Genomic DNA, 22,559 nt, shown 5'->3' with positions numbered 1-22,559 from the left:
CGCCGGGCCGGGCCGGTGACCAGGAGTCGGGTTGGCGGGCCGAGTCGAGCTGCCTGGGGCTGGCGGAGCGAAGCGGCGGGCTGGGCGGAGCTGAGTCGGGCCGAGACGAGCTGGGCCCAGCCGTGACCAGGAGTCGAGCTGACGGGCCGGAGTCGCGCCGATTGGGGCGGGAGGAGCGAAGCGGCGGTCTGAGGGGAGCTGAGTCGAGTTGAGCCGAGCTGAGGTGAGCTGAGCCGGTCTGAGTTGAGTCGGGCCGAGCCGGTCTGAATCGGGCCGGGCCGGGCCGGTGGCCGGGAGTCGGGCTGGCGGGCCGGAGCCGCGCCGATTGGGCTGGGCGGAGCGAGGCGCAGGACTGGGCAGGGCGAGGGCAGGTTGAGTCCGGCGGTCGAGCCGACCGCCACCCAGCCGCCGTTTGGGCAGGCCGAGGCGGCAGGTTGAGCTGTGCGGATGGGCAGAACGGATCAAGCCGATGCGCCGAAACTGAGCCCAGCCGAGCCAAACAAGCCCGCGTCATGCCGATTCGGCAGCCGACTCCAGCCTCGCCCTCGCCCTCGCCCTCGCCGTCGACCGCGGTCGCCCCGTCCCTCGCCGGGCGCTGAGAACCATCCGCCGCGACTCCGGGACCGGCTCCGCCGCAGCAACCCTCGTCTCCCGGTGCCCGGCCCTGCCCGGCCGGGCACCGGGAGCGCAGAACGCGGGCGGCCGTGAGCCGCCGCCGGCGTCCGCTTCGAGGGTGGTCAGGCGCGCCGGTTGGCTGTGTGCTGCTTGCGGAGCGCGGCGCCGGTGACGTGTACGAGCGCCACTCCGCCCGCGGTGGCGAGTCCGGCCAGGGCTCCGGCGGTCGCGAAGACGATCGCGGTCGCCCCGACGAGCAGGGTCAGCAACAGCGCGATCAGCTGCCACGGCCGGGTCCCGCCGTCCGGCTGCCGCGCGGCCAGCTCGACCGACGTCCGCGCGGTCTTCCACGACGGATAAGCCGGGCGCGTGCTCGGCCGCGGCGACGGCACGGCCGGCGCTGGTTGCGGCATGCCTGGTTCGTGAAAGGTCACGGTCACCCGGCCGGGGCGTTGACTCACGGCGACGGCATACGGTCTGTCGTCGCCATTGTCCGATTTTTCTGTCCGACGGTATGCCTGGCCTGCATTTTCCGCGCCAGGTCCGGTCATTGTGCATCCTTTCTTGTCCGCCGGAAAAGTGCCGGAACACAGTTCCCAGCCCGCCCCCGAGGGGAACTGGTTCCGGCGGCCGCGGCGGGCGTCCGGGGAATGGAATATTCCACCCTCTTAACCCCTCCTGCCTGCGGCAACGCCATCTTTGCATGCCCGCTGCCGATCGCGCTAACCCGGGGCGGAAAAATCTTCTCCGAGCCTCTCCGTCCCGGTGTTTCGGTAACGGGTATTCGCGATCTGCCGGACTATTCCGAGTGTTATCAATGCGCGCCTCTTTGACCTGATCGGGTGAATGTGTGCAGAGACCCACTTTGGGGATCGCTGTCCTGTTCAACCCGGCGAACGCGACCGGGTCGCTGCTACGGTGAGTGTCTGCTGCGGATGGGGGAGGGCATGGACGTACGGACGCTGGCTCGCGAGGAGCGCGCCGACTTCGCGGACTTTCTCGAGACGCTCGCGCCGGAGCAGTGGGACGAGCCGACGCTGTGTGTCGGCTGGAACGTGCGCTCAGTCGTAGCTCACGTCGTGAGCTACGACGAACTCAGCGGCCGCCAGCTGGCGCAGCGGTTCGTCCGAGCGGGGCTGTCGCTGAAACGGTGCAACGAGGCAGGCCTCGCCGAGTACCGCGTCCGTGCGCCGGAGGAACTGATCGGCGTCATGCGGCGGAACCCGCAGCCGGGCCGGATCCTGGGCAAGTTCGGCGGGATGGTCGGGTTTCTCGACGGCCTGATCCACCAACAGGACATCCGCCGCCCGCTCGGGCTGCCGCGAACGATTCCCGCCGCGCGGTTGCGCCGGGCGCTGGAGCTGTCGCTGCGCGCGCCGCCGGTCGGGGTGTCGCGCCGGCTGACCGGTTTGCGGGCGGTCGCGACCGACCTGGACTGGGCGTCCGGGAGAGGCATTGAGGTCCGCGGCCCGGCGGAGGCGTTGCTGCTCGCACTGGCCGGCCGTCGCGCGGCGGCGGACGATCTGACCGGCCCGGGGCTGGACGTGCTGATCAGCCGCACCGTCGTGGCTTGATCCGGCCCAGCGGGCTGGGCTGCTGCGGAGTTTGGCTTGCTGCGCGTTGCCAGCCGGACGGCTGCGAAGTGCTCCCAGCGTGCTGGATCTTCGCTCGCGGCGCGTTGTGAGCCCTGTTGTTCGCGCCAACGCTGCCGCGCGACCCTGATTCCGCGCCACTGCGGCGCGCTGCCACCCAGTCAGCTGACTATTCGGACCACTGTCGTGTGACAACCCTCGCGCGGGGGTTGCGTATGCGCTTGGCGACAGCAGTCATAGCGGCGACCGCACTCCCGGAAGCGAGGTGATGCCCGAACGGACGCCCGCCGCCTTTCCCCCTCGCGGCACCCGTGACTGCCGCCGCGCCTCGCATCGCTCAGGCAGCACGGGCGCCGTAACGATCGCGGCGGCGTCCGCCCTCCGGGGTGTCACCAGCTGGTGACAGCTAACCCGGCGGTAACCCGCGCTCAGCCCCCGTCGCCCGCCGAAAGTGCTTGCGGCAGCGGGAAAATCCCGGCTGCGATGATCACCCGGACTGGGGGCTTGCGTTACGCGTGGGCGACATCCCAAATGGGACTCCAAGCACCACAAGGGGAGGAGTCCGGTGTTCAGATGGCAGCAGGCGGAAGGAAAACGGCACGCACTGGACGGACCGTTCGCGCCGAGACCCGGGGAAACGTTCACCGCACTGTGCGGGGCTGAAGTCACGGTCGCCCGGCGCGACGTGCCGCAACTCGGCGGCCACTGGTTCGATCCGACGTGTCCCGAATGCGCGGAGGAATGGCTCCGTCAGGAGGGACCGGCCTGCTCGAGCGAGGCCCGGTGCCTGGCGTGAGCGGTGCGGTGACCGCCTTGCGCGCGCTGGTCGCGGCGGGGGTGGATTCGGCACGAAATGAAGCGGCTGCGGAGCTTGCAGCGCCGCTGGGGCAGTCACATGAATGTGCACCGGTACAGCGACTGGCACTCAGGTTGGCAGTGCCGAAGTTCGCACAGGGGCAGGGAACGGCGCAGAGTGGGGAACCGGCGTCGGGAGTGGCACGACGATGGGCAGCCACGGCGACACCGGCGCTGGCGGCAGCACACGGTTCGGCACCTCGACCGGCATCCAGCGCAGTGGAAGTCCGCCGCGCGGTCGACGCGGCACTCACCGGGAACGGCGCATGACCGGACGCTGGAGCAGGCTCCCGGAGCAGCGCGGTTCGGCGGTGGGGCTCACCGGACCCGAGCTGGTCACCTGGATTCGCGACCTGCAAGCCACCCTGGCACTCGACCTCGCGTTCCTGACCCGGGCGCTCGACGAACGATCCCCGCGCCCGGACGCGGTGCGGGATCTCGGCGAGCGCCTGCTCGACCTCGGCCGGGCGTTGATCCGGCGGGCGGATCACCTGAACGAGGCCGTTCTGGCGAGCCTGCCCGCGCACGGCTGGCTGCCCCAGGCGGGCGCGCCGAAGAACGCGACGCGTCTGGCGCATCAAGTCGGACGCCACCCGCTTCGCTGCGGGCCGGTGTACCTCGGGCTGTGCGGAGCGGCGTGTTTTCCGGTGTTCGGGCGGGATCCGCACGATCACACGAAAAGGTACGAGCGGTGCCCGGAATGCCAGAGCAAGGGCGGGGCCGCGATGCGCCGCGAGTGAAGGGGGAAGCCAGGCGAGGGGAACGGACCGAGCGGTGGAGCTTGAGCCGCGGGCCGGAACGGGCTCGGCTGACGGTGGCATGACCGGTGCGCGAAGTCGGGATCGCGAGCTGCGGGGAAGGCTGAGCGGGCCGGAGCTGAGCTTGTGCGCCTAAATCCGAGCTGCCGGGTGCGCGAACCCGATCGCTAGGTCGCGAGCCGAGCCATCAGGAACCAGAGCACTGGGCCGAAACTCCGAACCCAGGGCAACAGACAGCCACGCAAACCGGATCACCCGTCCGAAACCCGGCTGTCAACCCAGCACCCCCGGGATTTTCCGGTTTCCTGTACCGATGAGCGAGGAGACCTCCACCCGTTCCACCGAGCGGCTGTTCCGGATCGCGATCACGCTGAAGGGCCTCGACGGGGCCCTTCAGCTGATCGGGGCGCTGATCCTGGCGTTCATCCCCGCGACGGTCGTCACCGGGTTCGTGAACGCGGTCATCACCCGCGACCTGCTCGGCGATCCCTCCGGCACGCTCGCGCGGCATCTCGAAACCGCCGCCGAGCACTTTGCCGGAGGGGGCACCAAGACGTTCGCCGTCGCATACCTACTGGCGCACGGGTTGCTCAAGCTCGGTCTCGTGTGGGCACTCGCGCGCAAGTGGGTGCGTGCCTATCCGGTCGCGATGGTCGTGCTCGCGGCGTTCGTCGTGTACGAGATTTACCGGGCCTTCGAGACGCACTCCATCGCGCTGCCGTTCTTCGCCGCGCTCGACGCGGTGATCATCGTGCTCGTCTATCGCGAGTACCGGAACCTCAAACGCGATCACGCCTGACCTCGCTCAGGCGGCAGCGGGAAACCTCTCCGTCACCACCGTCGTCACGTCCGCAGGTTCCACGAACAGGGCCGTCGCGTTGTCGCGGCCGCCTAACGCGATGGCGGTCGCGACCAGAGCCGACGCGCCGCGGGCGGGGTCGGCCAGGATTTCGTCGATAGTGGCGGGCGTCAGGACCTTGTGGACGCCGTCGCTCGTGAGCAGGAGGCCGCCGCTCGGCGTTTCCGTCGTGCCGATCTCCTCCGGTTTCGTCGTGCGGACGCTCGTGGTCACCAGGTGCTCCATCCGCGGCGAGTACGGCTGGTGCCGCGAGCGGAAGTACTCCGCCATCGTGTGGTCCTGCGTGAGTTTGTGGATCATCGACCCGTCCCAGGCGTACGCCCGCGCGTCGCCCACCCACGCGATCCGGTACCCGCCGGCGAAAGGCATCGCCACCACCAGTACTGCGTCTCCGGTCCCGCCCAGTCGGTGAACTGCTTGCTGTGCGGCCAAAATCGCCTTCACCGGGCCGGATTCGACAGGAGTGCGCGCGGCGGCCGCGGCGGCGACCTGAGCGGCGCGACCGGCACCGGGGTCGTCCCCGACGCCGTCGGCGAGCGCGAAGGTGATTCCGCGTGCCCCGGCGGCCGCGAAGGCGCTCACCGCGTCGGCGTTGCGCTCGCGCGGTCCCTGCTCGCTCGCGGTGTGCCAGCGTGGATATCCGGCCATCGTGACCTCCCGGGCATTCGCTGCGGATGACTCTCCGTGCTTTCCAGAATGCGCCTCTTTCCTGGGAGGAGGCTGAGGATCCGCCGTCTCACCGGGTGAGCTGGTAGACAGTTTCGCCACCGACCGTGGTCGCGGTGAAGTTCGCGGCCACCCACTCGGAGATGTCGTTCGACCCGCCGCCGGGACCGCCGCCGCGCCCGCCGTCCACGTAGTACGCCACTTCGCCCGCCGCGACGTACTGCTTGAACTCCTCCAGCGTCGGGGCCGGGTCGCTGCCGTCCCATCCGCCGATGCCGATCACCGACTTGCCGCTCGCCAGCTCCAAACTCGCCGCCGACTGCGACCCGGTCGTCGCGGCGGCCCACTTCGTCGTCGTGCCGCCCAACAACTGGCCGACGGAGCCGCTGGCTTCCTCCATACCGCCCCCGAAGCCGCCCATGACCCCAGTCCGCGGACCTGAAGTCGGGATAGAACCGCTGTGCGGCAAGGAAACCGTCTCCACCGCGTACCCGGCGGTGCCGACCCCGAGCGTCACGACGATCGCCACAGCCAGCCCGATCAACACGGTCCGCGCCCGAGGCACCCCGACCACCACGATGGTGCTCACTAACAACCCCAGCACCACGATCGCCCAGCGCAGCCAGGGCAACCAGTCCGGCGTCCGGTCGAGCAGGATGAAGTCCCACACCGCCGTCGCCGCGATCATCCCGCCCAGCACCGTCCTCGGCGCGGGGTGCGCCCGGCCGCGCCACAGCGCGTGCCCGGAAATCGCGACCAGCGCGGCGATCGCGGGCGCGAGCTGCACCGCGTAGTACGGGTGCACGGTCCCGCTCATGAAGCTGAACACCAGTCCGGTCACGAGCAGCCACCCGCCCCAGACCACCAGCGACGCCCGGGTCCGGTCGGTGCGCGCGGCCCGCCGGGTGAACCACAACCCGGCCGCCAAGCCGATCAGCGCGGCGGGCAGCAGCCACGAGACCTCGGTGCCGAAGCTCGCGCCGAACATCCGCCCGAGACCGGAACTCCCGCCGAAGGCGCTGTTCCCGCCGCCGCCGCCGGGACCGCCGTCCATCCCGCCGCCGTTGCCCTGCCCGCCGAAGATCCGCCCGAGCCCGTTGTACCCCAATGCCAGCTCCAGCAGGCTGTCCCCGGTCGACCCGCCGATGTACGGCCGCGACCCGGACGGCCAGATCTCCACCAGCGCCACGAACCACCCGGCCGACACGATCACCGCGACCCCGGCGTAAACCAAGTGCAGCAACCGTTTCCCGAGCCCGGTGGGCGCGGCGATCAAGTACGCCAGCGCGAACGCCGGCAGCACCAGGAACGCCTGCATCATCTTCGTCAGGAAGCCGAATCCGATTGCCACACCAGCGAAAACGAGCCATCGAGGACTGGCCTTCTCGATCGCCCGCATCGTGCAGTACGCCCCGGCGATGAGCAGCAGCGTGAGCAACGCGTCCGGGTTGTTGAAGCGGAACATCAGCGCGGCGACGGGCGTCAGCGCGAGCATCGCACCGGCCAGCAATCCCGGTAGCGGCCCGGAAACGCGACGCACCGTCAGGTACAGCAACCCGACCGAGCCGACTCCCATGAGAGCCTGCGGAGCGAGCACGGTGAAGCTGGAGAACCCGAAGACCCGCGCGAAAGCAGTCCCCACCCACACCGCGGCAGGCGGTTTGTCGACAGTGATCACGTTCCCGGCGTCCAGCGAACCGAACAGCCACGCTTTCAGGCTCTGCGTCCCTGATTGCACGGCCGCGGCGTAGAACGAGTTGCCGAACCCGGACGCGGTGAGGTTCCAGAAGTACAGGACAGCGGTGAGCCCCAGGAGACCGAACACCGACGGACGAATCCAGCGAGGCGCCGCGCGATCCGGCGCGTTCGGGGCGGCAGCCCGCGCGGACAGGACAGTGCTCAAGACGACTCCTCGGTAGCGGTACGGCGCGGATTGAAGACCCAGCCCCGCAGCAGCAGGAAACGGAGCACCGTGGCGGCGAGGTTCGCCAGCACGAGCACGGTCGTCTCCAGGACGAGGCCGGGATGGGTGGCGTGGTTGAGCAAGGCGAGCGAACCGCTGGTCAGCGCCAGTCCGAGGCCGAAGACGAGCAGCCCCTCGAACTGATGCCGTCCGGCGCCGGTCCGTCCGCGGACGCCGAAGGTCACCCGCCGGTTCACCGCGGTGTTCGCGACAGCGGTGACGAGCAGCGCGGTGAAGTTGGCCGCCTGCGCGCCGACGATCGTCCGCAGCAGCAGGAAAAGCAGCAGATACGCGACGGTGCTGGCGACGCCGACCGCGGCGAAGCGCACGAGTTGTTTCACCAGGCTCGGGGACACTCCGGGGGCCTCCACGCCGATCGGTTCGCGGCCGAGCTGTTCGCGCAGCCGGTGCACGGGAATCTCGCCGGTGAACGTCGCGCGGGTGACCCTGGCGATGCCCTTGAGGTCGGCGGTGGCGGTCGCGACGAGGTCGACCGACGAGTCCGGGTCGTCGACCCAGTCCACCGGCACCTCGTGGATCCGCAGCCCGGCGCGCTGGGCGAGCACGAGCAGTTCGGTGTCGAAAAACCAGCCGGTGTCGCGCACGTGGGGCAGCAGCGCGCGGGCGACGTCGGCGCGGATCGCCTTGAATCCGCACTGCGCGTCGGAGAACCTCGCGGCGAGCGTGCCGCGAAGAATCAGGTTGTAGCAGCGGGAGATGAACTCGCGCTTCGGCCCCCGCACCACGCGTGCGCCGCGGGCGAGGCGGCTGCCGATCGCGACGTCCGAATGTCCGGACAACAGCGGCGCGACGAGCGGGTCCAGCGCGGCCAGGTCGGTGGAGAGGTCCACGTCCATGTAGGCCAGCACGGCGGCGTCCGAGGCGGACCAGACCGCCTGCAGCGCGCGGCCGCGGCCCTTCTCGTCCAGGTGGTGCACCTCGACCTCGGAGAACTCGCGGGCCAGTTCTTCGGCGACAGCAAGGGTTTTGTCGGTGCTCGCGTTGTCCGCGACGGTGATCCGGTACGGGTAGCCGGCGCGTTCGGCGAGATGCGCCCGCAGTCTGCGGATGCACGGTTCGAGGTCGGTTTCCTCGTTGTAGACCGGGATGACGACGTCGAGCACGGGATGCGGGCCGCCGAGGCCGACCGGAGTCGTCCCGGGCCGCGGGGCGCCGCTGCGGGAGGGGGCGGTGGCGTTCATGGGTTCACCGTCGTCCGCCGGGCTTTGGCCACCTTGTGGTGTTCCTGTGCCTGCGCTGTGTGACCTCCGCCCGATCCGGTGATCTTGGCCGCACGGCACGGAATCAGGCAGTCAGGTCATAGACGGTGACACCGTCCACTGTGGTCATTCGGTAGTTCTCGGCCACCCATTGGACGATCCGGGCGGCCGCGTCGCTTCCGCTGCTGGAGCCGCGCATCGGCATGCCGTCGCCGAGGAAGTAGCGGATCTGTCCTTCGCGGACGTACTGCTCGAACTGCGCGAGCGTCGGATACGGGTCGGTGCCGTTGAATCCGCCCACCGCGAGCACCGGTTCGCCGCTGCCGAGCTGGTATCCGGCGGCGTTGTTCGACCCGACAGTCGCCGCGGCCCATCGGTGATCGCCGGATTTCCGCAGCAACGCTGTCAGGTTCGCGCCAGGCAAGGTGGTGCCGAGCAATCCGCCGCCGCCGAACATCTGCCGCGTGTTCGGTCCAGCGGACGGAATCGCGCCGGTGTGCGGAGCCGCTGCGGTGGCTAGGCTGTACGCGCCGGTTCCGGTGAGCAGTACGACCAGTCCCAGCACAGCGGCGACGCGGCCGAAGTGCTGGGCGAAAAACAGGGCGATAGCCGCCAAAATTCCGAGGACGAGCACCGTCGGGGCAAGCCACGGTTGCCAGGAACCGTCCAGGAGCAAATAGGACGTCACCGTCGTCAGCGCGACACCGCCGCTCAAAAGCCCGACGGCAGCCGGATTGCCGCGGATCCGCCACAACTGGACGGCGGCGATTCCGACGAGCGCGGCGATCGCCGGGGCGAGCGCGACGGTGTAGTAGGGATGGATGATCCCGCCCATGAAGCTGAACACTGCGGCGGTCACGATCAGCCAACCGCCCCAGAGCAGCAGCGAAGCGCGGCTGCGGTCCGTACGGGGCGCGTAACGGGTGAACCACAGGCCGGCGCCGAGCCCGAGCACCGCCGCGGGCAACAGCCAGGCGATGCCGCCCGCCATTTCGCTGCCGAACAACCGGAACAGCCCGGTACTGCCCCAACCGCCGCCCGGGCTTCCGCCGACACTGCCGGTCTCGTCTCCGGTGATGCGGCCGAAACCGTTGTACCCCAAGGTGAGTTCGAGCAGACTGTTGTTTTGCGACCCGCCGATGTACGGCCGGTCGGCGGCTGGCCACAACGCCACGACGGCGAGGTACCAGCCTGCCGAAACCACGACCGCGGCGAGTCCGGCGAGCAGATGCAGCAGACGTTTGCCGAGCGTGATCGGCGCGGCCACGAGGTACGCGAGCGCGAAGGCGGGCAGAACGAGGAACGCTTGCAGCATCTTGGCGAGAAAGCCGAATCCGATTGCCACGCCAGCGAAAACGAGCCATCGATGGCTGGCCTTCTCGATCGCCCGCACCGTGCCGTAAGCAGCGGCGATCAACAGCAGGACAAGCAACGCGTCCGGGTTGTTGAAGCGGAAGATCAATGCCGCGGTCGGAGTAAGCGTGAGCACCGCGCCAGCGAGCAACCCCGCCGCAGCACCGGAAGTACGCCGCACAGTCGCGTAGAGCAGCCACGTGGATCCGACACCCATCAGCGCTTGCGGCACTAGGACGCTCCACGCGTTCACCCCGAACAGCCGCGCGGACAGGCTCATCACCCAGAGCGCGGCGGGCGTCTTGTCCACGGTGATGCCGTTGGCCGCGTCGGTGGAGCCGAAGAACAACGCCTTCCAGCTCTGTGATCCGGCTTGTGCGGCGGCGGAGTAGAACGCGTTGGCCCAGCCGGATGCGCCCAGATCCCACAGGTACAGCGCGGCAGTCGCGACGAGCAGCAACGCGAGGCTCGGGCGCACCCACCTCGGTTCGGAGCGCTGTACCGGCGCGGCGGGAGCGGCTGGGTGAGTCGCGACTGCGGTCATGCGGTCAGCCTCGCGGCGCGACCTGGGGCCGGGATGTGCCTACCCTGTGTGCCCGCTGTGGGACTTGGGGTCATGGACGACCAGCGTGCGCTGCGCCGGGACGGCGATCGGCAACCGCACGGCGAAGGACGTCTGGCCGGGGCGGCTGTGCATCGTGATGGTGCCGTGGTGTGCGGTCAGCACTGCCGAAACGATCGCCAGGCCAAGTCCGGTCGACCCGGCCGCCCGCGACCGCGAAGAATCGCCGCGCGCGAAGCGTTCGAACACCGCGGGCTGAAGTTCAGGCGGGATGCCCGGGCCGTCGTCGGTCACGGTCACCACGGCGCTGCCGTCCGCGGATCGCGTGAGGGCGGTGACGACTGTGCTGCCGGGCGGCGTATGGACGCGGGCGTTCGCGAGCAGGTTCGCCAAAACCTGGTGCAGCCGTTGGACATCACCCAGCACGAGGATCGGTTCGTCCGGCATGGCGAGCTGCCAGACGTGGTGCGGACCGGCTACGTGCGCGTCGCTGACGGCGTCCGCGACCAGTCGGGTCAGGTCGACTTCGGCGACGTCGAGCGGGCGGCCCGCGTCGAGGCGAGCGAGCAGGAGGAGGTCCTCGACGAGCGCGGTCATCCGGTCGGCCTCGGACTCGATCCGGGTCATCGAATGCGCGACGTCCGGCGGGGCATGGCTGTCGGAGCGGCCAGCGAGTTCGGCGTACCCGCGGATGGCGGCGAGCGGGGTGCGCAGTTCGTGGCTGGCGTCGGCGACGAACCGGCGGACGCGCAGTTCGCTGGCGTGCCGGGCTTCGAGGGCGGAGGAGATGTGGCCGAGCATGTGGTTCAGCGCCGCGCCGACTTGGCCGACTTCGGTGCGAGGGTCGGTGTCTTGGGCGGGGACTCGGACGGACAGATCGACGTCGCCTCGGTCCAGTGGGAGTTCGGAGACTCGGGAGGCGGTTTCCGCGACGCGTTCCAGCGGGCGCAGGGTTCGGCGGACGGCGAACGCGCCGAGGAACGCCGCGCCGGTCACGCCGGCGGCGGCGACGCCGAAGAGGATCAGGCCGACGGTCAGCAAGGTCTGCTGCATCGGGGCCAGGGGGACGCCGGTGACGACGATGCCGTCGGGGATCGGGATGGCGGTGAGGCGGTAGTCGCCGAGGCTGCCGATGGTGCGGGTGTAGGGGCGGCCGCTGGCGGGGAGGTCTTGCAGCGCCGCCAGTTCGTCCGAGGTGAGGGTGATGCGCTGGCCGTGAGGGGAGAGCCAGCCGCCGGTGCCGTCCGAGCCGTCGGAGGAGAAGTGGGCGGTGACGGTGCCTGCGCCTTGGCCGGGGGCGTCGAGGGGGTTGCGGGGGTCGTTGCCGGGAGGGCCGGGGTGGGTGGCGAAATCGAGGGCTCGGGCGGTGGCGGCGGAGAGTTGGGTGTCGGTTTGGGTCAGGAGGAAGGCGCGGAGGGCGAATTCGCTGATGACGCCGATGGTCAGGCAGACGAGGGAGAGGAGGACGACTACGGAGATGGTGAGTTTTGTGCGCAGGGAATGCCGTCGCGGGTGGGCGGCGGCGAGTCTTGCGCGGAGGGGCATGGGTCGAGGGTGCGGTTTGCGGGTGTGGGGGCGATGTGTGCTCGCTGTGAGTGTGCTGTGCGGGGGCGGGGTTCGGCTCGTCGCCTGGCGGCGACGTTGCGCCCGGAGCGTTGCGTGGGGCGCCCCGAAGCCAAGTGTGCTGACGGTTCGGGGGTGCTTGTCAAGGCGGGAAAGATGCCTTGACAAGCACCCCCGAACCGCAGGGAGGCTTCGTATCGGGGTGCGGGGGAGGGGCTGGGTGCCTCGATGGTTGGGGTGCGCGGGTGCCGGTTTTAGGGCTGTGAGGGGAACCCTGGGGGAATCAGCGTCTGTGAGGGGTCCCCTCATAGACAGCGAGAGCCGGGGTCAGCCCAGTGAGCGCGCGGCCTCGGTCGCTTGCCCGGCGTAGGACCGTCCGAATAGGACCGTGTGCACCAGAAGCGGGAAAAGCTGATGTAGGGCGATGCGCTCTCGGTAGCCGTCTGCCAGTGGCGTGAGTTCGTCGTAGGCGGCCACGATTCGCTCCAGGTGTGGGCAGCCGAACAGGTGCAGCATCGCGAGATCCGTCTCTCGATGGCCGCCGTGTGCGGCTGGGTCGATCAGCACTGCGCCGTCGGAGTCCCACAGGACATTGCCGCTCCACAGGTCTCCGTGCAGTCGGGCTGGCGGCTCCGCTGGGCCGGCTATCGACGGGATTCGCGTGCAGGCTCGGTCGAACACCGCCGGGTCGAGAATCTCGGACGCCATCCGGACGTAGGGGAGGATTCGGTATTCGACGTACCACTCCGGCCACGACTGGCCCGGCGAGTTTCGCATCGGGGCGGTCCCGATCCAAGCGTCTGTTAAGCCGTCGGGGGGAGGGGTGCCGAAGGCTGCGGCTCCGGTTGAGTGCAGCCGCGCGAGGTTTCGGCCGAACTCCTCGGCGTGCGAAGGCGTGCTCTCGGTCACCCGGTCCAGCACCAGCCACGTGTCGTCTGCGCCGTGTACCTGGGGGATGCGCACTGCATCCGCCTCGGCCAGCCAGCGCAGGCCGGCCGCCTCGGCCTGGGTCGCGCCTGGAGCGTGGCCGCGTTTCACCATCGTGTCGAAACGGCGGTTGCCATCGGTTAGTGTGACCTCACTGAGAGTGTCTGAAGCGCTCCGCGTGACTGCCTCGAACCCGGTTAGCCGCGCCGCCGCCGCGGCCGGACCTTCGCTCTGTTGCCCGGAAACCACGGCCCCGACGCTACGGGCGCACGTCGGCGCGTGCTGATCGGCTCGGTTGCGGCAGGTGCCCCGCAGCCGGTCTTGTCAACCCTCTGGCCTAGACTCGGATATCCCGGTCAGCAGGTGACCGGGGCGGTCCTGAGGGACTGTCCGCCCCCATCGTTTACCGCTCGAGGAGAAGACCTTGAAGAGCACCGTCGAGCAGCTCAGCCCGACGCGAGTGAAGATCAATGTCGAGGTGCCGTTCGACGAGCTCAAGCCGAACTTCGACGCCGCGTACCGGAAGATCGCCCAGCAGGTGCGGGTCCCCGGTTTCCGTCCCGGCAAGGTCCCCGCTCGCGTCCTGGAAAGCCGGATCGGCCGCGCGCCGGTGCTCGACGAGGTCGTCAACGAGGCCATTCCGGCCAAGTACATCGAGGCCGTCCGCGCGGGCGAGGTCCGGACGCTCGGCCAGCCCGAGTTCGAGGTGACGAAGCTCGAGGACCGCGAGGTGCTGGAGTTCAGCGCCGAGGTCGACGTGCGGCCGGAGATCGAGCTGCCCGACCTCGCCGGCCTCGAGATCAGCGTCGACGACGTCGAGACCACCGACGAAGAGGTCGCCGAGCAGCTCGACGAGCTGCGCGCCCGCTTCGGCACCCTGACCGGCGTCGAGCGCCCGGCCCAGACCGGCGACTTCGTGTCGATCGACCTTTCGGCCAGCGTCGACGGCAAGGCCGTCGAAGAGGCCTCCACCACCGGCCTGTCCTACGAGATCGGCTCCGGCCAGCTCGTGGACGGCATCGACGAGGCCATCGTCGGCGCGAGCGCGGGCGAGACCAAGGTGTTCACCACCAAGCTGGTCGCGGGCGAGTTCGCCGGCCAGGACGCCGAGGTCACCGTCACCGTGCAGTCGGTCAAGGAGCGCGAGCTGCCCGAGGCCGACGACGAGTTCGCCCAGCTGGCGAGCGAGTTCGACACGATCGACGAGCTGCGCGAGGACCTGCGCACCCGGCTCGGCCGCGTCAAGACGATGCAGCAGGGCGTCCAGGCGCGCGACAAGGTTCTCGAGATCCTCCTGGAGCGCACCGAGGTGCCGCTGCCGGAGAAGGTCCTCGAGGCCGAGATCGAGAACCGCAAGCACGACGCGATCCACCCGTTCGACCACGACGAGGCGCAGTTCGCCAAGGCGCTCGAGGCCGAGGGCAAGTCCCTCGACGAGTTCAACGCCGAGGTCAAGGAAGAGTCGGAGAAGGCCGTCCGCACGCAGCTGCTGCTGGACACCATCGCCGACAAGGAGAAGACGTCGGTCAACGACGGCGAGCTCACCGAGCGGATCATCTACCAGGCGCAGCGCTTCGGCGTCAGCCCGGACGAGTACGTGCAGCGGGCCCAGCAGTCGGGCCAGCTGACCGCGATCTACGCCGACGTCCGCCGCGGCAAGGCGCTCGCCTCGGTCGTGCGCGGCACCACGGTGAAGAACGAGTCCGGGGCCGAGGTGGACCTGACCGAGCTGTTCGGCGCGGACGAAGAAGCTCCGGCTGAGGAGACGCAGGTCACCGAAGAAGCGGCGGCGACCCCAGCCGAGTAAAGCTGTAAGCGAACTTGGGCGGTGTCAGGCATTCTGCACCGCCCAAGTTCGTTAGGGTCGGTTGCAAGATCTCAAGCATCTGAACACGACAGCGGCGGCGCGGCTCTCACAGGCGGCCCGTCGCCGGTGAAAAGGCAGGCAGACGTGAAGCAGCACATGCCCGAGGGGCGGACCGGCACCGCGGGGCTCAACCTCACCGACTCGGTGTTCGAGCGGTTGCTCCAGGAGCGCATCGTCGTTCTCGGCTCCGAGGTCAACGACGAGGTCGCCAACCGGCTCACCGCGCAGCTCCTGCTGCTCGACGCGGACGACTCCGAATCGGACATCCGGTTCTACATCAACTCGCCGGGCGGCTCGGTGACCGCGGGGTTCGCGATCTACGACACCATGCAGCTGATCAAGCCGGACGTGGCGACCTACGCGATGGGCATGGCGGCCTCGATGGGGCAGTTCCTGCTCTCCTCGGGCACTCCCGGCAAGCGCTACGCGCTCCCGCACGCCCGCATCCTGATGCACCAGCCGTCCGCGGGCGTCGGCGGCACCGCCTCCGACATCGCGATCCAGGCGGACCTGTTCAACAAGTGGAAGCAGGAGCTGGCGAAGATCACCGCCGAGCAGACCGGCCAGACCACCGAGCAGATCATCAAGGACGGCGACCGCGACCGCTGGTTCACCGCGCAGGAGGCGAAGGAATACGGCTTCGTCGACCACGTGCTGACCCGCGACAGCGGCCTGACCTCGAGCAACTGAGCCCCGAAGCACCACACAGGAGAGCATCATGAGCAATTTCCGGCTCCCGGGTGACTTCCGGGCACCGCAGACGCCTCAGTCTCGGTACATCCTCCCGTCCTACGTCGAGCGCACCAGCTACGGCGTGAAGGAGTCCAACCCGTACAACAAGCTGTACGAGGAGCGGACGATCTTCCTCGGCGTGCAGGTGGACGACGCGTCGGCGAACGACGTGATGGCCCAGTTGCTGCACCTCGAGCACGAGGACCCGGACCGCGACATCAGCATCTACATCAACTCCCCGGGCGGGTCGTTCACGTCGCTGATGGCGATCTACGACACCATGCAGTACATCCGCCCGGACATCTCGACCGTGTGCCTCGGCCAGGCCGCCTCGGCCGCCGCGGTGCTGCTGGCGGCGGGCACGCCGGGCAAGCGCATGGCGCTGCCGAACGCGCGCGTGCTGATCCACCAGCCCGCCACCGAGGGCACCTACGGGCAGGTCTCGGACCTGGAGATCCAGGCCAACGAGATCCAGCGCGTGCGCCGCCAGATGGAGGTCATCCTGGCGAAGCACACGAACAAGGAACCGGACGAGATCAAGGCCGACATCGAGCGGGACAAGATCCTCACCGCCGAAGAGGCCAAGGCCTACGGCCTGATCGACGAGGTGCTTCCGTACCGGAAGGCCTCGGCGAACTGACCGCGACGGGCCGGTGCGCGGCGAATCCACGACGCGCACCGGCCCGCTGGTCTACTGTCGGTCGTCGACGTGCCCTATGGGGGTCGGGTGTTCCCGCCCGCGCCTTCGGGCGGGTACCGTCGGTGGCAATGCGTGTTGGTTCCGGGAACGTCCGGCAGTCCCGGGGCCGCCATCCAGTAGTGCAGGTGCGCTCGCGCACCGGAGGGGACGAGGTCAACGGCCATGGCACGGATCGGTGACGGCGGCGACCTGCTGAAGTGTTCTTTCTGCGGCAAGAGCCAGAAGCAGGTGAAGAAGCTCATTGCCGGGCCAGGGGTCTACATCTGCGATGAGTGCATCGACCTCTGCAACGAGATCATCGAAGAGGAACTGGCCGAAGCCGGCGACGTGAAGCTCGACGAGCTCCCGAAGCCCGCCGACATCCACGAGTTCCTCGAGCAGTACATCATCGGCCAGGACGACGCGAAGAAGACGCTCGCGGTCGCGGTGTACAACCACTACAAGCGGATCCAGGCCGACGACAAGTCCGGCCCGAAGGACTCCAAGGACGAACCGGTCGAGCTGGCCAAGTCCAACATCCTGATGCTCGGCCCCACCGGCTGCGGCAAGACCTACCTCGCGCAGACGCTGGCGAAGCTGCTGAACGTCCCGTTCGCGATCGCCGACGCCACCGCGCTCACCGAGGCGGGCTACGTCGGCGAGGACGTCGAGAACATCCTGCTGAAGCTGATCCAGGCGGCGGACTACGACGTCAAGCGCGCCGAGACCGGCATCATCTACATCGACGAGGTCGACAAGATCGCCCGCAAGAGCGAGAACCCGTCGATCACCCGCGACGTGTCCGGCGAGGGCGTGCAGCAGGCGCTGCTGAAGATCCTCGAGGGCACCACCGCGTCGGTGCCGCCCCAGGGCGGGCGCAAGCACCCGCACCAGGAATTCATCCAGATCGACACCACGAACGTGCTGTTCATCGTCGCGGGCGCGTTCGCCGGGCTGGAAAAGATCATCAACGAGCGGGTCGGCAAGCGCGGCCTCGGCTTCGGCGCGGAGATCCGCACGAAGGCCGAGATCGAGGGCAGCGACGTGTTCTCCGAGACGATGCCCGAGGACCTGATCAAGTTCGGCCTCATCCCGGAGTTCATCGGCCGCCTCCCGGTGGTCGCCACGGTGAATCACCTGGACAAGGAATCGCTCGTCTCGATCTTGACGCAGCCGCGCAACGCGCTGGTGAAGCAGTACAAGAAGCTTTTCGAGATGGACAACGTCGAGCTGGAGTTCACCAAGACCGCGCTCGAGGCCATCGCGGACCAGGCCGTCCTGCGCGGCACCGGCGCCCGCGGCCTGCGCGCGATCATGGAGGAAGTCCTCCAGCCGGTGATGTACGACATCCCGAGCCGTGAGGACGTGGCGAAGGTCGTGATCACCGAGCAGACCGTGCGGGAGAACGTCAACCCCACGATCGTGGCCCGCCAGCCGTCGCGCCGCACGCGCAGCGAGCGCGGCGAAAAGTCGGCCTGACCCGGCGTTCGCCGGGCGTTAGCAGGAGTCGGCTGTCCGGGTGTCGGCGGCAGGCGCGATAATGGACAGGATGACAACCGTGCCGCTGACCGCACCCCGGGGGGACGAGACTGCCGACCCCGGCGAAGCGGTGCCCGCCGAGACCGAGCCTTCCGCAGCGCCGGTCGTCGGCATCCTGGAGCTGAGCGAGCGGGTGGCCGCGTCGGTGTTCACGCGCTTCCCGTGGCTGCCCCGCGCGTCCGAGATCATGCTGGCGCTGTGCACGCTGGTCTGCCTGGTCGCGGTCGGCACGCGGCTGTCGGCGCTGCCGCTGCTGCCGATCCCGCTGTTCGTGGTGGCGTGGCTGTTCCTTCGCCGGTGGCGTGCTTCGGAGACTCGCGCGCTTCAGCTGAGGTGGTCGCTGCTGACGGCGCTCGCGGCGTTGGTCGGGTTTTGGGTGATGTCCGTCGTGGCCCGCTGGGTCTCGTAATTCCCTCGCGGCAGTAGTCCTCTGCAGTAGAGGATGACGTCGTGGACGCAGTCGTGCAGTGGGTGTGCACCTCGTGGACGAAGAAATCCCGCGGTGCTGTGGGGGCGGGCCGCCGCAATGCGGCTCCGATCGCGTTCCCGCTTCCGGCGTCGGCCGCGCCCTTCACCCACGTGGTGCGGATGGGCGAAGAGACGGATTTCGAGCCGCGGTTCGAGGCAGGGGAAGGCGTGCAGCGAAAAGCGCCTTCGTCGCTGGATTCGACGATCCGCCTCGAAGAGGCCGATGATCAGCTGCGGGTGAAACTGGAAACAACCCCGCACGGGAATCCTCGCCGCTGGCGTCGCCCTCCGGCGCACCGCCTGGCCCGCGGGGAATGGCTGCGGTGGCAGGTGAATTACCGCCTGGTCGGTGTCTGCAGCGGGGAGTGGCACTACCGGCTGGACACGCTGAACGTCGCGTACGGCCCAGTGTCGCCGGAACTGTTCCTCAGCACGCCGACCCATCTGGTCGACGAACTGGGGATTCTCCGCTGAGAAGGATCACGCCTTCTGCCGCAGATGCTTCCCCAAGAACCCCACCATGCTCGGCACCGTCGTCCGGAAGAACGTGTCGCTGTGCTTCCCGTGCGCCGTATACCCAATCGTCGGATGCGTTTCCGCGATATACCGCCGAACGCCCGTGATGAATGGATCTTCCGTCCCGCAGTAAACGGCCGTCGGAATGCCCTGCAGGGACGCCTGGTTGCGCAGCGGGTCGAGCGAAGTCCAGTCGGTCATGCCGGTGAAGATGCGGCGCTTCGCCATTTCCGGCCACGACGTGAGCAGCGCGGGCGCGATCGCGGCGACCGCGGCAGGCGGCTGGCGGCGTTCGGCGCGGCGGCGGGCGTACAGGAGTGCTCCGAAGCCGCCCATCGAGACTCCAGCGCATGCGAACGGAAGGCCGTCCGTGCCGCCGAAACCGCGGGCGCGCAGCCACTGCGGAACTTCTTCCAGCAGCATCGCCATCGGGTCGTCGCCGGGGCGGACCTGGTGCCAGTAGTTGTCGCCGCCGTCGACCGCGACGAAGCCGTACGCCGGCACTGCCTTGCGTGCGACGTCGCTGCCCAATTGCTTCAGCAGGCCGCTCGGCGCGGCGGAGCGCGCGGTTCCGTGCAAGCCGTGCAGCATCAGGGACATCGGCAGACCGGCCGGCGGCTTCTTGCTCGGCAGCTGGAAAACGAGGTCCACTTCCCGGCCGCGGGCGTGCGAGTAGACGCGTTCCACCCGCATGCTGCCGAGCTGGGTGACCGGCGTCGACGACGTCACGCCCAGTGCCCGCTGCATCGCTTGGTTGAACGGCACCACGCCGGTCGCGCTCCCCACCGCGAGCCCGGCGATGCCGAGGCCCGAGGCGCCCGCGATCAGCATGGACCGGCGGCTCACCCGCCTTCGGCCCTCAGTCTCCTCGTTCACCCAATCCCCCTCACCCATATAGCGTAAGACGTGGCGAAGGGACAAAACGTTGCCTTCAGAAGATCTTCATACGGTTGTTGTGACCAGACCCACGGACGCCCGAGCGGCGGCAGGGCTGTCTCCGAGCCCGACGACCAGCGTCACGCAGAGTGGCGAGAGCACCTCGGTCACGCCTCGGTCGCCCCGGCCGAAGTGGCCCAGCAGTTCGAGGGTGACGTAGCCGTGGATCGCGCTCCAGATCTGTGAGGCGACCGACAGCGGATCGCCCTCGAGCCGTCCGGCCTCGATCGTGCGCGCGACAGCAGCGACCATGCCCCGGAACGACGCCGCGGCCTCCGAGTTCGGGCTCTCCTTCATCAGGTCGCCCACTGCTTGCCCTTGCGCGCCCGCCTCGCGGAACATCAGCGTGAACAGCTCCGGATGCTCCACCGCGGTGCGGCGGTAGGCCAGCGCGAGGCCGTACAGATCGGCCACCGGGTCGTCGCTCTGCCCGACCGTCGCCATGTTCGCGATCAGCCGCCGAAATCCTTCTCGCGCAACGGCATCGGTGAGCGCGGCCATCCCGCCGAAGTGGGTGTAGACGGCCATCGTGGACGCGCCGATCTCGGTCGCCAGCTTGCGGGCCTGCAGTGCTTCGGCGCCGCCGTCGGCCAGCAGCCGGATCGCCGCCTCGACCAGTTGCGTCCGCGCGTGTTCGCCCCGAGTCCGCTCGCTCATGCTTGCCAGTATCCCATAACCCTGTTATACCGGTGGCCATAACCACGTTATGGACGGAGCGCGTCATGGGAAACCATTTCCTCGAAGGCAACTTCGCGCCGGTCGCGCGCGAGTACACGAGCACCCGGCTGACGGTGACCGGGCAGCTGCCCGACTACCTCGACGGCCGGTACCTGCGCAACGGGCCGAATCCGACGGACCCGGATCCGGAAACTCACCACTGGTTCCTCGGCCGGGGCATGGTGCACGGCGTGCGGCTGCGCGACGGCCGGGCCGAGTGGTACCGCAGCCGACGGGTCGGCATCGACGAAACCGGGGCCAACACCAACGTCATCGGGCACGCCGGGCGCACGATCGCGCTGGTCGAGGGCGGGCCGCCGCAATGGGAACTCAGCGAGGAGCTGGACACCCTCGGCGTCTGCGATTTCGGCGGCACCCTCTCCGGGTACACCGCACACCCGAAGCGCGACCCGAGGACCGGCGAGCTGCACGCCGTTTCATACCAATTCGGACTCGGGAACAAGGTCCAGTATTCGGTGGTCGGCACCGACGGCCGGGCGCGGCGCACGGTCGACGTCGAGGTCACCGGTGCGCCGATGATGCACGACTTCTCGCTCACCGAACGGTATGTCGTGTTCTACGACCTGCCGGTCACCTTCGATCCGGACCAGGCACCGGTGCCGGTCGACGTGCCCGACCCGCTGACCGCGCGCACCGGCCGCGGCGTGAGTTCCTTGCCGTACCGGTGGAATCCGGACTACCCGGCGCGCATCGGCGTGATGCCGCGCGAGGGGGACAACAGCGACGTCCGCTGGTTCGACGTCGGCCAGTGCTACGTCTTCCACCCGCTCAACGCCTACGACGAGGACGACCGGATCGTGCTCGACGTGATCCGGCACCCGAAGATGTTCGACCTCGCGCTGCACGGCCCGGCCGAAGGCGAGCCGACGCTGGACCGGTGGACCGTCGACCTCACGCTCGGGAAGGTGGTCGAGGAACGGGTCGACGAGCACGGCCAGGAGTTCCCGCGAGTGGACGAACGTCTCGTCGGCTTGCCGCACCGGTACGGCTACACGACGGCGCTCGACGACCGGTCCCGCAGCCTCGGCGCGGTGTACAAACACGACCTGCGCAAGGGTTCCGTGGACGCGCATCGCTTCGGTCCCGGCCGCGAGCCGGGCGAGTTCGTGTTCGTCCCGTCCCGTGCGGACGCGGGCGAGGACGAGGGCGTGCTGATGGGCTACGTCTACGACGCGGCCGAGGCCCGCAGCGATCTCGTCCTGCTCGACGCGGGCACCCTCGAAACCGTTGCCGCCGTGCACCTTCCGGACCGGGTCCCGCACGGCTTCCACGGCAACTGGGTGCCCGCCTAAGCGTGATTACGTCAGGAGCCGCTGGTCTCCGGTGTAGAGGTTCATGCTGTCGCCGCGGAGGAATCCGATGAGCGTCATGCCGTTCTCCTCGGCCAGTTCGACCGCGAGCGACGACGGCGCGGACACCGCGGCGAGCAGCCCGATGCCGGCCATCGCGGCCTTCTGCACCAGCTCGAACGAGGCGCGGCCGGAGACCAGCAGCCCCAGGTCCGGGGCGGGGATCCGGCCCGCCTGCAGGGCCCAGCCGAGCACCTTGTCCACCGCGTTGTGCCGTCCGACGTCCTCGCGCACCACGACGAGCTGACCGTCCGAAGTGAACAGTCCGGCGGCGTGCAGGCCGCCGGTGGACGAGAACACCTTTTGCTGTTCCCGCAACCGGTCCGGCATTTGGGTGAGGACGTCGGACTTCACGGTGAACCCGGACGCGCCGGGGGAGAACCGGCTGCGCAGCTTCACCGCGTCGAGCGCGGCCTTGCCGCAGACACCGCACGACGAGGTGGTGTAGAAGTTCCGCTCGACGCCGGTGTCCGGCGGGGCGACTCCCTCGGCGAGTGCGATGTCGAGCACGTTGTAGGTGTTGCGGCCCTGGTCGTCGACACCGTCGCAGTAACGCGCGACAGCAACGTCCTCCCGGGACCCCAGCACGCCCTCGGACAGCAGGAAGCCGTGCGCCAATTCGACGTCGTGGCCGGGCGTGCGCATTGTCACTGCCAGCGCCTTGCCCCCGACTCGCAGCTCCAAGGGCTCCTCGGCGGCCAGCGAGTCCGGCCGGCGCCGTTCGCCGGCCGCGGAGATCCGCCGTACCGGCCGCCGTACCGTCACTCTGCCCATCGCCTGCTCCACTCGTCCCTGTTGTCGT

General features: G+C 69.2%; 21 protein-coding genes. 11 read left to right on the top strand and 10 right to left on the bottom strand.

The annotated features are described in order from the left end of the window. Nucleotides 1-737: 737 nt before the first annotated feature. Nucleotides 738-1,028, bottom strand: coding sequence for a hypothetical protein (locus ACZ7OI_RS21195; protein WP_470265894.1), 291 nt, complete (start codon nucleotides 1,026-1,028; stop codon nucleotides 738-740). Nucleotides 1,029-1,562: 534 nt separating this feature from the next. Between ACZ7OI_RS21195 and ACZ7OI_RS21190 the strand changes: the two genes are divergently transcribed. The 4 genes from ACZ7OI_RS21190 to ACZ7OI_RS21175 all read left to right on the top strand — a co-directional run bounded on the left by ACZ7OI_RS21190 (nucleotide 1,563) and on the right by ACZ7OI_RS21175 (nucleotide 4,619). Then, the gene (locus tag ACZ7OI_RS21190) at nucleotides 1,563-2,189 is read left to right on the top strand and encodes a maleylpyruvate isomerase family mycothiol-dependent enzyme (protein ID WP_470265893.1); all 627 of its coding nucleotides are present in this window, start codon (nucleotides 1,563-1,565) and stop codon (nucleotides 2,187-2,189) included. Between the two features lie 583 nt (nucleotides 2,190-2,772). Beyond that, a complete protein-coding gene (locus tag ACZ7OI_RS21185; protein ID WP_470265892.1) occupies nucleotides 2,773-3,003 on the top strand; it encodes an HC3 family zinc finger protein in 231 nt (76 codons plus the stop codon). 325 nt (nucleotides 3,004-3,328) lie between these two features. After that, nucleotides 3,329-3,802: a hypothetical protein gene (locus ACZ7OI_RS21180; protein ID WP_470265891.1), complete on the top strand. Its 474-nt coding sequence runs from the start codon at nucleotides 3,329-3,331 to the stop codon at nucleotides 3,800-3,802. A 331-nt stretch (nucleotides 3,803-4,133) separates the two neighbouring features. After that, a complete protein-coding gene (locus ACZ7OI_RS21175; RefSeq protein ID WP_470234485.1) occupies nucleotides 4,134-4,619 on the top strand; it encodes a DUF2127 domain-containing protein in 486 nt (161 codons plus the stop codon). 6 nt (nucleotides 4,620-4,625) lie between these two features. On the opposite strand, the gene ACZ7OI_RS21170 is transcribed toward ACZ7OI_RS21175, so the two are convergent. The 6 genes from ACZ7OI_RS21170 to ACZ7OI_RS21145 all read right to left on the bottom strand — a co-directional run bounded on the left by ACZ7OI_RS21170 (nucleotide 4,626) and on the right by ACZ7OI_RS21145 (nucleotide 13,182). Then, nucleotides 4,626-5,327, bottom strand: coding sequence for a PP2C family protein-serine/threonine phosphatase (locus ACZ7OI_RS21170; protein ID WP_470265890.1), 702 nt, complete (start codon nucleotides 5,325-5,327; stop codon nucleotides 4,626-4,628). Nucleotides 5,328-5,415: 88 nt separating this feature from the next. Then, nucleotides 5,416-7,248 carry an ArnT family glycosyltransferase gene (locus tag ACZ7OI_RS21165; protein WP_470265889.1) on the bottom strand — a complete coding sequence of 611 codons (1,833 nt, stop codon included), beginning with the start codon at nucleotides 7,246-7,248 and terminating at the stop codon, nucleotides 5,416-5,418. After that, complete coding sequence (locus ACZ7OI_RS21160; RefSeq protein ID WP_470265888.1) at nucleotides 7,245-8,510, bottom strand: bifunctional glycosyltransferase family 2/GtrA family protein; 1,266 nt, start codon at nucleotides 8,508-8,510, stop codon at nucleotides 7,245-7,247. The genes ACZ7OI_RS21165 and ACZ7OI_RS21160 overlap by 4 nt, the downstream gene beginning before the upstream one ends. A 103-nt stretch (nucleotides 8,511-8,613) precedes the next feature. Continuing rightward, entirely contained in the window at nucleotides 8,614-10,425 is a 1,812-nt protein-coding gene (locus ACZ7OI_RS21155) for a glycosyltransferase family 39 protein (RefSeq protein ID WP_470265887.1), read from the bottom strand. A gap of 39 nt (nucleotides 10,426-10,464) precedes the next feature. After that, a complete protein-coding gene (locus ACZ7OI_RS21150) occupies nucleotides 10,465-11,988 on the bottom strand; it encodes a sensor histidine kinase (RefSeq protein WP_470265886.1) in 1,524 nt (507 codons plus the stop codon). A 345-nt stretch (nucleotides 11,989-12,333) separates the two neighbouring features. After that, nucleotides 12,334-13,182: a fructosamine kinase family protein gene (locus ACZ7OI_RS21145; RefSeq protein ID WP_470265885.1), complete on the bottom strand. Its 849-nt coding sequence runs from the start codon at nucleotides 13,180-13,182 to the stop codon at nucleotides 12,334-12,336. Between the two features lie 175 nt (nucleotides 13,183-13,357). Here ACZ7OI_RS21145 and tig point away from each other — a divergent pair, with 175 nt between their 5' ends. The 6 genes from tig to ACZ7OI_RS21115 all read left to right on the top strand — a co-directional run bounded on the left by tig (nucleotide 13,358) and on the right by ACZ7OI_RS21115 (nucleotide 18,692). Continuing rightward, entirely contained in the window at nucleotides 13,358-14,740 is a 1,383-nt protein-coding gene (gene tig / locus ACZ7OI_RS21140; protein WP_470265884.1) for a trigger factor, read from the top strand. Nucleotides 14,741-14,884: 144 nt separating this feature from the next. Beyond that, nucleotides 14,885-15,490, top strand: a complete 606-nt coding sequence (locus ACZ7OI_RS21135; RefSeq protein WP_470265883.1) for a ClpP family protease — start codon at nucleotides 14,885-14,887, stop codon at nucleotides 15,488-15,490. A gap of 28 nt (nucleotides 15,491-15,518) precedes the next feature. Continuing rightward, nucleotides 15,519-16,172, top strand: coding sequence for an ATP-dependent Clp protease proteolytic subunit (locus tag ACZ7OI_RS21130; protein ID WP_009081146.1), 654 nt, complete (start codon nucleotides 15,519-15,521; stop codon nucleotides 16,170-16,172). A gap of 222 nt (nucleotides 16,173-16,394) precedes the next feature. Further along, entirely contained in the window at nucleotides 16,395-17,690 is a 1,296-nt protein-coding gene (gene clpX, locus ACZ7OI_RS21125) for an ATP-dependent Clp protease ATP-binding subunit ClpX (RefSeq protein ID WP_009081145.1), read from the top strand. A 70-nt stretch (nucleotides 17,691-17,760) separates the two neighbouring features. Continuing rightward, the gene (locus tag ACZ7OI_RS21120) at nucleotides 17,761-18,159 is read left to right on the top strand and encodes a hypothetical protein (protein ID WP_470265882.1); all 399 of its coding nucleotides are present in this window, start codon (nucleotides 17,761-17,763) and stop codon (nucleotides 18,157-18,159) included. Between the two features lie 41 nt (nucleotides 18,160-18,200). Continuing rightward, nucleotides 18,201-18,692: a hypothetical protein gene (locus ACZ7OI_RS21115; RefSeq protein ID WP_470265881.1), complete on the top strand. Its 492-nt coding sequence runs from the start codon at nucleotides 18,201-18,203 to the stop codon at nucleotides 18,690-18,692. Between the two features lie 6 nt (nucleotides 18,693-18,698). On the opposite strand, the gene ACZ7OI_RS21110 is transcribed toward ACZ7OI_RS21115, so the two are convergent. Beyond that, complete coding sequence (locus ACZ7OI_RS21110) at nucleotides 18,699-19,628, bottom strand: alpha/beta hydrolase (RefSeq protein WP_470265880.1); 930 nt, start codon at nucleotides 19,626-19,628, stop codon at nucleotides 18,699-18,701. Nucleotides 19,629-19,676: 48 nt separating this feature from the next. Then, on the bottom strand, nucleotides 19,677-20,327 hold the full coding sequence (locus ACZ7OI_RS21105) for a TetR/AcrR family transcriptional regulator (RefSeq protein WP_470265879.1): 651 nt from the start codon (nucleotides 20,325-20,327) through the stop codon (nucleotides 19,677-19,679). Nucleotides 20,328-20,392: 65 nt separating this feature from the next. Here ACZ7OI_RS21105 and ACZ7OI_RS21100 point away from each other — a divergent pair, with 65 nt between their 5' ends. Beyond that, the gene (locus ACZ7OI_RS21100; protein WP_470265878.1) at nucleotides 20,393-21,700 is read left to right on the top strand and encodes a carotenoid oxygenase family protein; all 1,308 of its coding nucleotides are present in this window, start codon (nucleotides 20,393-20,395) and stop codon (nucleotides 21,698-21,700) included. Between the two features lie 6 nt (nucleotides 21,701-21,706). On the opposite strand, the gene fdhD is transcribed toward ACZ7OI_RS21100, so the two are convergent. Further along, nucleotides 21,707-22,531: a formate dehydrogenase accessory sulfurtransferase FdhD gene (gene fdhD, locus ACZ7OI_RS21095; RefSeq protein WP_470265877.1), complete on the bottom strand. Its 825-nt coding sequence runs from the start codon at nucleotides 22,529-22,531 to the stop codon at nucleotides 21,707-21,709. Nucleotides 22,532-22,559: the final 28 nt, after the last annotated feature.

The organism is Amycolatopsis sp. NPDC114503 (assembly GCF_055633655.1).
This window is presented reverse-complemented; position numbering and strand designations above follow the sequence as displayed.